The organism is Salipiger sp. H15, from assembly GCF_040409955.1.
Lineage (GTDB): Bacteria > Pseudomonadota > Alphaproteobacteria > Rhodobacterales > Rhodobacteraceae > Salipiger.
This window is the reverse complement of record NZ_CP123384.1, coordinates 1,882,495-1,896,002: the sequence shown is the minus strand read 5'-3', so window position 1 is coordinate 1,896,002 and position 13,508 is coordinate 1,882,495. Positions and strand designations below refer to the sequence as shown.

Genomic DNA, 13,508 nt, shown 5'->3' with positions numbered 1-13,508 from the left:
TTTCAAGCATCCAACCCGATCCGGCGGGAAAGGTCGCGGGCAAATGGCTCGGCGCGGGTTTTCCGGCGCGCCGCCGCCAGCCGGTCCCGCCACATTGGCCGACCCCCGCCGCAGCCGGAGACGACAGGCGGCGGCGCGCCGCTTTTCACGCCCGCGTGAGGTGGATTTCCGCCCATTGCCCGGACGGCAGGCAGCCTGCCGCAACCACTGGACCATCGCGAGTCGGATGCCTATAAGGCGCGCATGATGCCACGCCATGCGATCATCATTCGAATTACATGCCCGGCGCTCTGATCAATAGAGCCGCCGGGACAAGGCGTATGGACCGCCGCGCCGACCTTTCTCAGACATCCGACATATATTCCGGGACCGCAGAACATGTGCGCCGACACCACCAGCCAGACGCCTGACTACAAGGACACGCTGAACCTTCCGCAAACCGATTTCCCGATGCGCGCGGGCCTGCCCCAGCGCGAGCCCCAGTGGCTCGAGCGTTGGGCGAAGATCGGCGTCTACGACCGCCTCCGCGACAAGGCAAGGGACGGCTCGCGCACGCCCTTCACGCTGCACGACGGCCCGCCCTACGCCAACGGTCACCTGCACATCGGCCACGCGCTGAACAAGACGATCAAGGACATGATCGTCCGCTCGCACCAGATGATGGGCCATGACGCGCGCTACGTGCCGGGCTGGGACTGCCACGGCCTGCCGATCGAGTGGAAGATCGAGGAGCAGTACCGCGCCAAGGGCAAGAACAAGGACGAGGTGCCGGTCATCGACTTCCGGCAGGAGTGCCGCAAGTTCGCCGAGGGCTGGGTCGACATCCAGCGCGAGGAATTCAAGCGCCTCGGCATCACCGGCAACTGGGACGATCCCTACCTCACCATGGCCTTCCACGCCGAGCGCGTGATCGCCGAGGAATTCATGAAGTTCCTGATGACCGGCACGCTCTACCAGGGCTCGAAGCCGGTCATGTGGTCGCCGGTCGAGAAGACCGCTCTGGCCGAAGCCGAGATCGAATACCACGACCACAAGTCGCACACGATCTGGGTGCCGTTCCGCATCGTCTCGGGCGGGCACATCGCGCTGCCGCAGGGCGAGGATGACGACTACGCCGGCGCCGACACCGAGCTGCTGGCCGAGGCGCTGCACGAGGCGCGCGTGGTGATCTGGACCACCACCCCCTGGACCATCCCCTCGAACAAGGCCGTCGCCTTCAACCCGGGCATCGCCTACGGGCTCTACGAGGTCACCGACACGCCCGAGGAATCCTGGGTCTCGAAGGGCGATCTCTACGTCGTGGCCGACAAGCTGGCCGGCGACGTGTTCAAGGCCGCCCGCCTCGCGCCCGAGATGTTCACCCGCAAGCGCGGCGTTTCGGCGGAGGAACTGTCGAGCCTCACCCTCGCCCACCCCTTCGCCGGCCTGGACGGCGCCGAGGGCTTCTGGGACTACGAGGTGCCGATGATCGACGGCGAGCACGTGACCGATGACGCGGGCACGGGCTTCGTGCACACCGCGCCCTCGCACGGTGCCGACGACTACGAGTGCTTCGTCAAGCGCAACTGGATCGACCGGATGACCCACAACGTCGGCGAGGACTCCGAGTTCCTGCCGCATGTGCCGTTCTTCGCCGGGCTGACCGTGTTCGACCACAAGGGCAAGGAAGGCAAGGCCAACGCCGCCGTCATCGACAAGCTCGTCGAGGCCCGCGGCATCATCGCCCGCGGCCGCGTCACCCACTCCTACCCGCACAGCTGGCGCTCCAAGGCGCCGGTGATCTTCCGCAACACGCCGCAGTGGTTCGCCTCGATCGACCGCGACGTGAACGACGGGCAGGACGAGAACGGCAAGACCATCCGCCAGCGCGCCCTCACCTGCATCGACCAGGTGGAATGGACGCCGCAGTCGGGCCGCAACCGTCTCTACTCGATGATGGAAGCGCGTCCCGACTGGGTGCTGTCGCGCCAGCGCGCCTGGGGCGTGCCGCTGACCTGCTTCACCAAGAAGGGCGCCCTGCCCACCGACGCGGACTTCCTGCTGCGCGACGCGGAGGTCAACGCCCGCATCGGCGAGGCCTTCGAGGCCGAGGGCGCCGATTGCTGGTACGCCGAGGGCGCCAAGGAGCGCTTCCTCGGCGCGGGCTACAACGCCGACGAATGGGAGCAGGTCTACGACGTGCTCGACGTGTGGTTCGATTCCGGCTCGACCCATGCCTTCGTGCTGCGCGACCGCGCCGACGGCACCAGGGACGGAATCGCCGACGTCTACATGGAAGGCACCGACCAGCACCGCGGCTGGTTCCACAGCTCGCTGCTGCAATCGGTCGGCACCACCGGCCACGCGCCCTACCGCAACGTGGTCACCCATGGCTTCACGCTGGACGAGAAGGGCAACAAGATGTCCAAGTCGCTCGGCAACACCATCGTGCCGGACGAGGTGATCAAGCAGTACGGCGCCGACATCCTCCGCCTCTGGGTGGCCCAGACCGATTACACCGCCGACCAGCGGATCGGGCCGGAGATCCTCAAGGGCGTGGCCGACAGCTACCGCCGCCTGCGCAACACCATGCGCTTCCTGCTCGGCGCGCTCGGCCACTTCGAGGAGAGCGACCGCGTCGCGGCCGCCGACATGCCCGAGCTCGAGCGCTGGGTGCTGCACCGCCTGTCCGAGCTGGATGAAGTGGTGCGCGAGGGCTACCGCAGCTTCGACTTCCAGCACGTGTTCCAGCAGGTCTTCACCTTCTGCACCGTGGACCTGTCGGCCTTCTACTTCGACATCCGCAAGGACGCGCTCTACTGCGACGGCGACACCGCCCGCCGCAAGGCCGCGCGCACGGTCATGGACCTGCTCTTCCACCGGCTGACCACCTGGCTCGCCCCGGTGCTGCCCTTCACCATGGAAGACGTCTGGCTGGACCGCTTCCCGGGCGACGACAGCTCGGTGCACCTGATGGACTTCCCCGAGACCCCGGCCGAGTGGCGCGACGCCGCGCTGGCCGAGAAATGGGGCAAGGTGCGCCTCGCCCGTCGCGCGGTCACCGCGGCGCTGGAAATCCAGCGCACCGACAAGGTCATCGGCGCCTCGCTCGAGGCCTCGCCGGTGGTGCATGTCGAGGACGCGGACATGCTCGCGGCGCTGAAGTCGGTGGCCTTCGAGGACATCTGCATCACCTCGGAAGTGTCGCTGACCGCCGACCCGGCCCCGGCCGAGGCCTTCCGCATGGCCGACGTGCCGGGCGTGGGCGTGGTCTTCGAGAAGGCCGAGGGCGAGAAGTGCCAGCGCTGCTGGAAGATCCTGCCCGACGTCGGCACCCACGCCCACGCCGGCACCTGCGCGCGCTGCGACGAGGCGCTGGGGTAAGCGCCCCTGCCCGGCGTCGCGGCGGTGTCCCCGGCGCGGCAGTGAGTATTTGAAGAAAGATGAAAGGGCCGGGGTGGGAAACGCCCCGGCCCTTTCCACGGGGCGCGGCGGGCGCCGGGAGGAGCATGGATGATCGAGAGTGAGCGCCTGATCCTGAGGCCGCCCCTGGCCGGGGATTTCGAGGCTTTCGCGGCCATGTTCGCCGATGCCGGGGTCACCCGCCACATCGGCGGCGTCCAGGCCCGCAGCGACGCCTGGGCGCGCTTCCTGCGCGACTGCGGCCATTGGGCGCTGGAGGGCTTCGGGCAGTTCACCATCCTCGAGCGGGCGAGCGGCGCCTATGTCGGCAAGACCGGCCTCGCGAAGTTCGAGCGGGATCTGGGGCCCAAGGCGGCGACCGCGGTCGAGATCACCTGGACGCTGCAGGCGGCCTTCCACGGCCGCGGCTACGCGCGCGAGGCGGCGGCGCTGGCGCTGGGGCATTTCGACCGGACAGTGGGCGGTCGCAGCGCCTGCCTGATCGCCGAGGGCAACGACGCCTCGCAACGCCTCGCGGAGCGGCTCGGCTATCGCGAGGTGGACCGGCTGGAGCGCGGCGGCACGCTGGTCGCGCTGCTGGTGCGGGACTCCGCCCCCGCCGCCTGACCGCGCGGGCCGGACAGGCAAAAGGGCGCCCGGCCGGGGCGCCCCTTCAAGCCAGCGCGGCGCGGCTCAGCGCGTCGGGATGCTGACGCGCAGCTGCACCGTTTCGACGCCGGGGTTCTCGCCGTAGATATTGGCGTTCGAGCGGTGGTCGAAGCTGAGGCCGACGCGCCAGCCCATCCTGGTCTCGTAGCCGAGCTCGATCCCCGAGCGGAACTCGATCGGCCCGCCGAGGTCGAAGCCGCCGTTGTCGAAGTAGAGACCCGGCATCGCGTGCAGCTCGGCGTAGAAGGGGCTCTGGCCGATGTTGGTCGCATAGGTCGCGCCGTAGCCGATCCAGCCCTCGCCATCCTCGCTCACCGACACGCCCATCGCCGTGCCGAAGGGGCCGTACTTGCGGCCGAAGTCATAGCGAAGATAGGCCTCGCCCTTGGTCTCGGCGTCGCGCTCGACCCATTGCCCCATGGAAAAGGCAACCCGCGAGGGCGTCTCGGTCGGACCAAGGCAGCCGCCTGCCGTGCCGCAGTGGTTCATGCCCATGTCGGTGAGACCACCGATCAGCATGAGCACCGCAAAGGTTCCGTTGGCCATTCTGCTCTCCTGTCTTCCCCGGCGCTTGCCGCGCCGTCTTCTTCATGGCGCTTGCATGGCGCAGGAATGACGTCCTGTCCACCCGCAGCGCGGGCCGGCGCGGCTGGCGCCACCCTCGCGCAACAGCGCTCAGCGGGCAAGCCGCTCGAGCAGACCCTCCGCCGCGGCCTCGATGAGGTCGAGCGCCCCGTCGAAATCGCGGGTGAAATAGGGGTCGGGGACCTCGGTCGCGCCGCTGCGGGGCGCATAGTCGGTGAAGAGCGCCAGCTCGGCCCTGCCGCCTACGGGCCGGATCGCCTCGAGGTTGGCCATGTTCTCGCCGTCCATGGCGAGGATCAAATCGAAGTGATGGAAATCCTCCGGCGCCACCTGCCGCGCCCGCAAGGCCGAGAGGTCGTAGCCCCGCGCCCGCGCAGCTTGCTGCATCGGCCCGTAGGGCGGCTTGCCGACGTGCCAGTCGCCGGTGCCGGCGCTGTCGATCTCGAGCGGCAGGCCGCGCGCCGCGGCCATCGCGCGCAGCACCCCCTCGGCGGAGGGCGAGCGGCAGATATTGCCCAGACAGACGAAGAGGATACGGTAGGTCATGCGGGTCTCCTTCGGGGCCCGTTCTAACGCGAAGCCGCCGCGGGCACAAAGGCCGCGGCACAGGAAGGGGGCCGCATGGCAGCTCGGGACAAGATCGTCATTCTCACCGGCGCGGGCATCTCCGCCGAAAGCGGGCTCGGCACTTTCCGCGACGAGGGCGGGCTCTGGGCGCAGCACCGGATCGAGGACGTCGCCACGCCCGAGGGATTCGCCCGCAACCCGCGCCTCGTGCATGATTTCTACAACGCGCGCCGGGCGCAGGCCGCCGAGGCCGTGCCCAACGCCGCCCATGCCGCGCTGGCCCGGTTGCAGAAGGAGCATCCCGGCGAGGTGATCCTCGTCACGCAGAACGTCGACGGGCTGCACGAGAAGGCCGGCGCCGAGGCGATCCACATGCACGGCGCGCTCGAAGGCGCGCTCTGCGCCGCCTGCGGCACGCGCTGGCAGGCGCCGCTGGTCATGGCGCCCGCGGACCCCTGCCCCCATTGCGCCCGCGCCGCCACCCGCCCAGACATCGTCTGGTTCGGCGAGATGCCCTATTTCATGGACGAGATCGCCGAGCACCTCGAGACCTGCGACCTCTTCGCCGCCATCGGCACCTCGGGACAGGTCTACCCGGCGGCGGGATTCGTGCAGGAGGCGGCCTATGCCGGCGCGCACACGGTCGAGCTCAACCTCAGCGACAGCGACACCTCGCGCAGCTTCGCCGAGCACCGGGTCGGCCCGGCGAGCCGGATCGTGCCGCTCTGGGTCGACGAGCTGCTGGCGCGCTAGGCTCAGCGCCCGAGTTCGACCGGTACCTCGAGGCGAATCTCCCCGGCATGTTCGAAGGTCAGGGTGAGGCCGAGGGTCGCACCCTGCTCGAGCGGCCGCGAGAGCCCCATCAGCATGACATGGTCGCCGCCACGCGCGAAGGCGTGGCTGCCGCCGGCGGGAATCACCACCCCCTGCGCGTGGTCGTGCATCGTCATGACCCCGCCCGCGCCCTCGGCACTGCCGTGCAGCATGGTCTTCGCGGCGGCCTCGGAGCTGGCCGAGACCAGCCGGTCCTCCTCCGGCCCGTCGTTCCGCAGCACCATGTAGACCGCGCCGCTTTGCGCGTTGGGAATGGCGAGCCAGGCGTAGGCATCCTCGACAAGGATGTCCGCGCGGGCAAATCCCGCTGTGGACAGCATCAGCGCCAGCGCCGCGACAGTCTTCAGGCTCATTCTCAGAAATCCTCCCCAAGTCATGGTGTTGCCATGAAATTCGTGGACCATCCACAAGCCTCCCGCAAGGGCATGCCGTGGGGATAACATCCGAGGGATTGCCGCGCCGCAGCACGGGCTGGGAAGAGTAAAGTCATGAAAACAAAAGAAAACAGCCCCGGAGCGGGCTGCTCCGGGGCTGTGGAAATCTCTGTGGGCAGGATCAGGCCTGAGCGGCCTGTGCCTTCGCGATTTCTTTCTTCACTTTCAGGGCATTGGCGCTGAGTTCGACATCCTTCGCCTTGGCGAGGAACTTGTCGAGGCCACCACGGTGGTCGACCGAACGCAGGGCCGAAGCCGAGATGCGCAGTTTGACGCCGCGGCCGAGGGTCTCGGACTGCAGGGTCACATCATTCAGGTTCGGCAGAAAGCGACGCTTGGTCTTGTTGTTAGCGTGGCTCACGTTGTGGCCCGTCATCGGGCCTTTGCCGGTCAGTTCGCATACGCGCGACATTGGGTCCATTCCTTCATGTCTCGGGGCGAAAGCGGGCCTTCCGCCAATATCAAAGGGCGCCGCTTGCACAGCGCCCGGAATCTGGTCGGGCTTCTCTAGACCCAAGCCCCACCGGCGTCAAGGGCCCTTCCCGGCAAAGCCGCGCAGATAGGTCTGAAGGATTTCCTCCGCCGCGCGGGCGGGGCTGAGCGAGCCTTCCTCGACCCGGATCGCCAGCGCCGCCATGGCCCCCCGGACCGGTTCCTGGCGCAGCCGCGAGAGCAGCCCCTCGCGCACCTCCGCCTCGAACCAGTGCCGCGCCTGCTCGGCCCGGCGGGCCTCGAACTGCCCGCTCTCGCGCCGCCAGAAGACCAGCGCCTGCATCTCCTCCCAGGCTTTCGAAAGCCCCGCCTCCTCGAGCGCCGAGACGGTCAGCGCCTTGGGAAAGCCCTCGGGATCCTGCGGCCGCTTGCGCAGGAGCCGCAGCGCCCCGGCGTAATCGGCGCAGGTGCGGGTCGCGGCGGACTTCAGCTCGCCATCGGCCTTGTTGACGAGGATGATGTCGGCGCTCTCCATGATGCCGCGCTTGACCCCCTGCAGCTCGTCGCCGCCGGCCGGGGCGAGCAGCAGCAGGAAGAGGTCGGACATCTCGGCCACCATGGTCTCGGACTGGCCCACCCCCACGGTCTCGATCAGGATCACGTCGAATCCCGCCGCCTCGCAGAGCCCGATCGCCTCGCGCGTGCGCCGCGCGACGCCGCCGAGCTGCGTCTGCGACGGCGAGGGGCGGATGAAGGCCGAGGGATCGCGCGAGAGCCGCTCCATGCGGGTCTTGTCGCCGAGAATCGATCCGCCCGAGCGCGCCGAGGACGGGTCCACCGCCAGCACCGCCACCTTCAGCCCCTGCGCGGTCAGCATCATGCCGAAGGCCTCGATAAAGGTCGACTTGCCGACCCCGGGCGTGCCCGAAAGCCCGATCCTCAGCCCCTCGCGCCCCTTGGCCCGCAACCGCTCGAGCAGCGCCGTCGCCTGCGCCCGGTGATCGGCCCGCGCGCTCTCGACGAGGGTGATCGCCCGCGCCAGCGCCCGCCGCTCGCCCTCCTCGATGCGCGCCGCCAGATCCTCGATATCCATGCCACCTCGCAATGTTTGCCCCGATTTGCGCCGCCCGCGCGCGCAATGTCCACCCGGAGGGTCTTCCATATGTCAGAAATATCCCGGGGGAGACGCGCGCAGCGCGGCGGAGGCGGAGCCCCCTCTTCGAGTCATCGGCCGTCTCGCGGATTGCAGGAAGGGGCGCTGCCCCCTCTTGGCCTTCGGCCAATTCACCCCCGGCGTATTTGGAAAGAGAAGAAGCGGCGGCGGCTCAGGTGCCGCGCGGCTTGGCGCGCAGCGTGGGGTCGGCCTCGCGCGGGTCCTCGGGCCAGGGGTGGCGCGGGTACTGCGCCTTCATGTCCTTGCGCACGTCGGCGTAGGAGCCGGCCCAGAAGCCCGGCAGGTCCATGGTGGTCTGCACCGGCCGCTGCGCCGGCGAGAGCAGCGTGACCCGCAGCGGCACCCTGCCGACCATGGGATGGGTGCGCTGGCCGAACATCTCCTGGATGCGCAGGGTGATCTCGGGGTGCTGGCCGGAATAGTCGATCGGGATCTCGCGCCCGAGCGGCGTGGTGAACCGGCCCGGCACCGAGGCGTCGAGCGCCTGCGCCTGGCCCCAGTCGAGCCTTGCGCGCAGGGCGGGCAGCAGGTCGAAGCGTTTCCAGTCCTCGGCGCTCTTCACCCCGCCGAGGAAGGGCAGCAGCCAGTCGTCGATCCCGGCCATCAGCGCCTCCGGCCCCATGTCCGGCAGGTCGAGCCCGGCGGCGCGGCCGATCTCGACCCGCGCGCAGAAGCGGCGGGCGGCGTCCGAGAGCGAAATGCCGAGCTCGCGCACGCCATCCAGCATGGCGCGCGAGATCGCCTCGGCGGGCGCGTCCTTCCACTGCCGGTCATCGAGGGCGAGCACGCCGAACCGCTCCTGCTGCCGGGCGATGACCCGGCGGTCGCGCTTCGACCATTCGCAGAGCTCGTGCCAGCCGATCTGCTCGGCGAAGAGCGCGCGCAGCTCCGATTCGGCGATGGGGATGGCCTGGCGGATGCGCGCCTCGCGCGGGTTGCCGTCGGTGTCGGTGACGACGATGAGCCGGGTCTGCGCCAACGGATCGCCCTCGTCCATCACCGCGCCCTTGCCGCCCGAGAGCTGGTAGCGCGGCGCATCGCCCTTGCGGCGCAGCCCGATGCGGTCGGGATAGGCGAGCGCCGCCTGCGCGGCGGGCGAGAGCCGCTCGCCCTGCCCCTCCCCGGCGGCGCGGGCGAGGCGCTTCGCCTCGAGCTTGATGCGCTCCAGCGCGGCGCGGGTGACCTCGTAGGGGCGGGTCTCGGTGAAGCGGCGCAGGTCGCGGATCGCCTCGAGCCGGAAGCCGAGGTCGGAGGGCGCGCCGCGCAGCGGATCGCGCTCGGCCAAAAGCGCGGCGAGCGGCGCGGCCTCGGGGCCGGCGAGGCTCAGCATGTGCGCGAGCCGAGGGTGCAGCGGCAGGCGGGCAAGCCTGCGGCCGTGGGCGGTGATGCGCCCGTCCCCACCCAGCGCGCCGAGCATCGCGAGCAACGCCTGTGCCTCGGCGAAGGCGCCGGGATGCGGCGGGGTGAGGAAGGGCAGGTCCTCGGGCGTCGCGCCCCAGAGCGCCAGCTCCAGCGCCAGCCCGGCAAGGTCGGCGGTCTCGATCTCGGCGGGGGGGAAGGCCTGCAGCGCGCCCTCCTCGCCCCTTGTCCAGAGCTTGTAGGCGATTCCCGGGGCGACGCGCCCGCCGCGGCCGGCCCGCTGGGTGGCCTCGGCGCGGGTGACCTTCTCGGTCACCAGCCGCGACATGCCCGAGCCGGGATCGAAGCGCGCGCGCCGGGCGCGGCCGCCGTCGACCACCACGCGGATGTCCTCGATGGTGAGCGAGGTCTCGGCGATCGAGGTGGCGAGCACCAGCTTGCGCCCCTGCCCCTCGGGCCGGATCGCGGCGCGCTGCGCGGCGAAATCCATGGCGCCGAAGAGCGGCCGAATGGTGACGTCCTTCGGCAGGCGGGTCTTCAGCAGCGACTCGGCGCAGCGAATCTCGCCCTCGCCCGGCAGGAAGGCGAGGATTCCCCCCTCGGTCTCGGCCGCCGCCTGCGCGATGAGATCGGCCATCGCCTGCTCGAAGCGCTGGGTCTTCGGCACGGAGCGCTCGAGCCAGCGCGGCTCGACCGGGAAGCTGCGGCCCTCGGAGGTCACCACCGGGGCCTGCATCAGCTCGCCCACCGGCCCCGCGTCGAGCGTCGCGGACATGGCGAGCAGGATCAGGTCGTCGCGCAGCGCCCCGGCGATCTCGAGGCAGAGCGCGAGGCCGAGATCGGCGTTGAGCGAGCGTTCGTGGAATTCGTCGAAGATCACCGCGCCGACGCCCGCGAGCTCGGGGTCGGACTGGATCATGCGGGTGAGGATGCCCTCGGTCACCACCTCGATGCGGGTCGCCTTCGAGGTCTTGCTCTCGCCCCGGATGCGGTAGCCCACGGTCTCGCCCGGTGCCTCGCCCAGTGTCTCGGCCATGCGCGTGGCGGCGGCGCGGGCGGCCAGCCGGCGCGGCTCGAGCATGACGATGCGTCCCGGGGTCAGCCCGGCCTCGAGCATGGCCAGCGGCACGCGGGTGGTCTTGCCGGCGCCGGGCGGGGCCTGCAGCACGGCGCGGCCGCGCGCGCGCAGGGCGGAGAGAAGCTCGGGAAGGGCGGCGTCGATGGGCAGGTGATCCATGCGCGCGGTTATGCGGGATCGCGGCGCGCAGGTCGAGTGGTCAGGCGAGCCGTGGGGTATGAGCCGCAAGGGGGCTCCGCCCCCGCCGCGCTGCGCGCGCCTCCCCCGGCGTATTTTCGAAAAGAAGAAGGGCTCAGCGGGCGGCGACGCGGAAGACGCAGCCGTCGGAGATCAGTTGCGGCGGGGTCAGGCAGAGCCCCTTGGCGACGGTGAAGGCGGCGAGCACCTTGGGCACGTAGTCGCGGGTCTCGGCATAGGGAGGCACGCCCTGGTACTGGGGGATCGAGTTCTCGCCGGCGTTGTAGCCCGCCAGCACGAGGATCGGATCGCCGTCGAAGCGCTCCATGAGAAAATCGAGGAAGGCGACGCCGCCGCGGATGTTCTGCACCGGGTCGAGCGCGTTGGCGACGCCGAAGCGCGCGGCGGTGGCGGGCATGAGCTGCATCAGCCCCTGCGCCCCGGCCCGGCTGACCGCATCGCTGCGCCCGCCCGATTCCACCGCCATCACCGCGAGCGCGAGCGCGGGCGAGACGCGGGTGCCGACCGTGGCCTTGAGCAGCTCGATGCCGTGGCGCGCGGCGATGTCCTGCAGCTGCTGCAGCCGCGGCGTGCGCACCCCCCCGCCCTGCGGTGGATTGCCGAGCTTGAGCAGCGCCGGCTCGAGCCGGCCCGGGCCCGAGGCCGAGAGCGCCGGCGAGACCGCCTGCCAGAACCAGTCGTAGCTGCCCGTGCCCTCGGCCCGGCCCGGCCCGGATCCGGGTGCCGGAGTGTCCGGGGCGGGCGCGGGCGCGATCGGCACGGGTTTCGGCGGCGGCGCGACGATCTGCACGGTGATGCGCTTCTTCGTGCCGGGCTTCGGCGGGGTCACCCGCTTTGCCGAGAAATCCGGGAAGGGCGCGGGCGTCTCGGCCGGGGCGGGCGCCGCGAGCAGGCCGAGCACCAGCACCGCCGCCGCGACGGAGGCGCGTAGCATGGTGGGTCGGATCGCGCCTGCGGTCACTGCTCGCCTCATCTGCCCGGTCTTCTAGTCGCCGGTCTTCTCATGGCCGGTCTTCTCATGGCCGGCCTTCATCCATCCGGTCTTCGCCGGATCGCTGCCCGCCGACTCGTTGTGTCCGAAGGGCCGATCGCCTGCGGCCCTTGTCGACGACGTGAAGCCGAGTCTCGCACAGATTGTGCTGTCAACCAAGATTGTCCGCGATACGCGCAGAAATATGCGTCCCGAACCCCACAGCGTGGCGCGGTTTTGCCAGAATGCCGGGAAATCCCCCATCAAATCTGTTTGTTGTCAACATGTTACCCATGGACTGCAAAATTCTTTCCGTACTGCAAAAACAATCCGATTGCGCCAAAGTCCCGCCTCATTCGGGGGGCTTTATTGGTGTCAGGCCGCAAGGGACAGGGCAATGAGAGAGGCCCACCACACAGTCCCGAAGCGGTTGAGAATGGGCAAAATTGGATTAACGGAGAGAGACAATGCTGAAATTCATCAAAACCTTCCGCAAGAACGACGACGGCGCAGTCACCGTTGACTGGGTTGTGCTGACCGCCGCCGTGGTGGCCATGGCCGCTGGCGCCTACTCGCTGATCGACGAGAACCTGACCTCGGCGCTCGGCACCGTCGGCACCAACCTCGGCACCGCAGTCGCCGGCGAGTGATCGGCCTCTGCCGGCACGGCAGGGACATCACCACGTGACATTGGACCGCCGCCAGGCTGCAGCCCGGCGGCGGTCTTCTTCATTGGTTGAGACGGAGCCGCGGAGCCCTTTCCCGGCACCGCGCGATCCGCGGGAAACCCGGGAATGCGCCGCCGTGAAGGCCCAGAACCGGCCTTCTTTCACCACAATCGGCGCGTAACAAGACCATTGGACGCGCGCGGGAAACCCGTGCAACAGCGAGCGGGGCCGGGCCGGCCTCCTATCGAGAGGGACAGACATGCGACTGGTATTCGGACTGGTTCTGATCGCGGGGCTCGGCCTTGCCGGCTTCGCCGTTCACCTGGCCAAGAATTACATCGGCGCCTACCAGACGGCGCTGGATCAGGAGCGCGCCAAGGCCGTCAAGGCGGTGCCGACCAAGCAGATCTACGTGACCACCCGCGCCATCGCGCATGGCGAGATGGTCACCGCCGAGGATGTCCGGCTTGCCCCCTGGCCCGTCGAGATCCTCCCCGAGAACGCCTTCGACGAGAGCATGCCGCTCTTTGCCGAGGGGGACGCGCCGCGCGTCGCCATGCGCCCGCTCGAGAAGTTCGAGGCGGTGGTGCCCTCCAAGGTGAGCGAGCCCGGCGGCGATGCCGGCCTCACCTCGCGACTGCAGCCCGGCCAGCGCGCCTTTGCCATCAAGGTCGACGTGCACACCGGCGTGTCGGGCTTCCTGCGCCCCGGCGACCGGGTCGACGTCTACTGGACCGGCCGCATGCCGACCGAGGACGCCGACCGCTCCCGCGGCGAGTTCACCAAGCTGATCCAGGCCGGGGTGCGGCTCATCGCCATCGACCAGACCGCCGACATGGAGGATGCCGACGTGAACATCGCCCGCTCGGTGACCGTGGCGGCGACCCCGCAGCAGATCGCCGGCCTTGCGCAGGCGCAGAGCACCGGGCGGCTGTCGCTGTCGCTGATGAACGCCAACGACACCACCGTGGCCGAGGTGATCGAGGTCGACCAGCGCGTCATGCTCGGGCTCGAACTGCCCGAGGAGCGGAAAAAGGAGGCGATCGCCGAGACCTGCAAGACCCGCGTGCGCCGCGGCGGCGAAGTCGCCGAGATCCCGATCCCCTGCACGAACTGAACCGGAATCAACGGCTTGACCCAGGGGCGCCAGCACGGCGCC

At 69.8% G+C, this 13,508-nt stretch carries 12 protein-coding genes; 5 read left to right on the top strand and 7 right to left on the bottom strand.

Annotation, left to right across the window (positions count from 1 at the left end; translation table 11 throughout):
- The first annotated feature begins 378 nt into the window (after positions 1-378).
- Positions 379-3,363, top strand: coding sequence for an isoleucine--tRNA ligase (ileS, locus tag PVT71_RS09270; protein ID WP_353471500.1), 2,985 nt, complete (start codon positions 379-381; stop codon positions 3,361-3,363).
- 129 nt (positions 3,364-3,492) lie between these two features.
- Positions 3,493-4,008, top strand: a complete 516-nt coding sequence (locus PVT71_RS09265; protein WP_353471499.1) for a GNAT family N-acetyltransferase — start codon at positions 3,493-3,495, stop codon at positions 4,006-4,008.
- A 66-nt stretch (positions 4,009-4,074) separates the two neighbouring features.
- Here PVT71_RS09265 and PVT71_RS09260 read toward each other — a convergent pair whose 3' ends face one another.
- Both PVT71_RS09260 and PVT71_RS09255 read right to left on the bottom strand, forming a co-directional pair.
- Complete coding sequence (locus PVT71_RS09260) at positions 4,075-4,596, bottom strand: acyloxyacyl hydrolase (protein WP_353471498.1); 522 nt, start codon at positions 4,594-4,596, stop codon at positions 4,075-4,077.
- 129 nt (positions 4,597-4,725) lie between these two features.
- Positions 4,726-5,181, bottom strand: coding sequence for a low molecular weight protein-tyrosine-phosphatase (locus tag PVT71_RS09255; protein ID WP_353471497.1), 456 nt, complete (start codon positions 5,179-5,181; stop codon positions 4,726-4,728).
- 75 nt (positions 5,182-5,256) lie between these two features.
- Between PVT71_RS09255 and PVT71_RS09250 the strand changes: the two genes are divergently transcribed.
- Positions 5,257-5,955 carry an NAD-dependent deacylase gene (locus tag PVT71_RS09250; protein ID WP_353471496.1) on the top strand — a complete coding sequence of 233 codons (699 nt, stop codon included), beginning with the start codon at positions 5,257-5,259 and terminating at the stop codon, positions 5,953-5,955.
- Positions 5,956-5,957: 2 nt separating this feature from the next.
- Here the strand turns inward: PVT71_RS09250 and PVT71_RS09245 are convergent, their stop codons facing one another.
- The 5 genes from PVT71_RS09245 to PVT71_RS09225 all read right to left on the bottom strand — a co-directional run bounded on the left by PVT71_RS09245 (position 5,958) and on the right by PVT71_RS09225 (position 11,645).
- A complete protein-coding gene (locus PVT71_RS09245) occupies positions 5,958-6,389 on the bottom strand; it encodes a copper chaperone PCu(A)C (protein ID WP_353471495.1) in 432 nt (143 codons plus the stop codon).
- Positions 6,390-6,591: 202 nt separating this feature from the next.
- A complete protein-coding gene (rpmB, locus tag PVT71_RS09240; RefSeq protein WP_092429714.1) occupies positions 6,592-6,882 on the bottom strand; it encodes a 50S ribosomal protein L28 in 291 nt (96 codons plus the stop codon).
- 117 nt (positions 6,883-6,999) lie between these two features.
- Positions 7,000-7,995: a methylmalonyl Co-A mutase-associated GTPase MeaB gene (gene meaB, locus PVT71_RS09235; protein WP_353471494.1), complete on the bottom strand. Its 996-nt coding sequence runs from the start codon at positions 7,993-7,995 to the stop codon at positions 7,000-7,002.
- 232 nt (positions 7,996-8,227) lie between these two features.
- The gene (gene hrpB, locus PVT71_RS09230; protein ID WP_353471493.1) at positions 8,228-10,672 is read right to left on the bottom strand and encodes an ATP-dependent helicase HrpB; all 2,445 of its coding nucleotides are present in this window, start codon (positions 10,670-10,672) and stop codon (positions 8,228-8,230) included.
- A 133-nt stretch (positions 10,673-10,805) separates the two neighbouring features.
- Entirely contained in the window at positions 10,806-11,645 is an 840-nt protein-coding gene (locus tag PVT71_RS09225; RefSeq protein ID WP_353473860.1) for a lytic transglycosylase domain-containing protein, read from the bottom strand.
- Positions 11,646-12,148: 503 nt separating this feature from the next.
- On the opposite strand from PVT71_RS09225, the gene PVT71_RS09220 reads away from it, so the two are divergent.
- The gene (locus PVT71_RS09220) at positions 12,149-12,331 is read left to right on the top strand and encodes a hypothetical protein (RefSeq protein ID WP_353471492.1); all 183 of its coding nucleotides are present in this window, start codon (positions 12,149-12,151) and stop codon (positions 12,329-12,331) included.
- A gap of 277 nt (positions 12,332-12,608) precedes the next feature.
- Positions 12,609-13,466: a Flp pilus assembly protein CpaB gene (gene cpaB, locus PVT71_RS09215; protein ID WP_353471491.1), complete on the top strand. Its 858-nt coding sequence runs from the start codon at positions 12,609-12,611 to the stop codon at positions 13,464-13,466.
- Positions 13,467-13,508: the final 42 nt, after the last annotated feature.

Coding starts and splice junctions, on each gene's coding strand:
- ileS (WP_353471500.1), top strand. CDS start 379: ATGTGCGCCGACACCACCAGCCAGACGCCTGACTACAAGGACACGCTG.
- rpmB (WP_092429714.1), bottom strand. CDS start 6,882: ATGTCGCGCGTATGCGAACTGACCGGCAAAGGCCCGATGACGGGCCAC.
- cpaB (WP_353471491.1), top strand. CDS start 12,609: ATGCGACTGGTATTCGGACTGGTTCTGATCGCGGGGCTCGGCCTTGCC.
- PVT71_RS09245 (WP_353471495.1), bottom strand. CDS start 6,389: ATGAGCCTGAAGACTGTCGCGGCGCTGGCGCTGATGCTGTCCACAGCG.
- PVT71_RS09250 (WP_353471496.1), top strand. CDS start 5,257: ATGGCAGCTCGGGACAAGATCGTCATTCTCACCGGCGCGGGCATCTCC.
- PVT71_RS09225 (WP_353473860.1), bottom strand. CDS start 11,645: ATGCTACGCGCCTCCGTCGCGGCGGCGGTGCTGGTGCTCGGCCTGCTC.
- PVT71_RS09265 (WP_353471499.1), top strand. CDS start 3,493: ATGATCGAGAGTGAGCGCCTGATCCTGAGGCCGCCCCTGGCCGGGGAT.
- PVT71_RS09220 (WP_353471492.1), top strand. CDS start 12,149: ATGCTGAAATTCATCAAAACCTTCCGCAAGAACGACGACGGCGCAGTC.
- hrpB (WP_353471493.1), bottom strand. CDS start 10,672: ATGGATCACCTGCCCATCGACGCCGCCCTTCCCGAGCTTCTCTCCGCC.
- PVT71_RS09255 (WP_353471497.1), bottom strand. CDS start 5,181: ATGACCTACCGTATCCTCTTCGTCTGTCTGGGCAATATCTGCCGCTCG.
- meaB (WP_353471494.1), bottom strand. CDS start 7,995: ATGGATATCGAGGATCTGGCGGCGCGCATCGAGGAGGGCGAGCGGCGG.
- PVT71_RS09260 (WP_353471498.1), bottom strand. CDS start 4,596: ATGGCCAACGGAACCTTTGCGGTGCTCATGCTGATCGGTGGTCTCACC.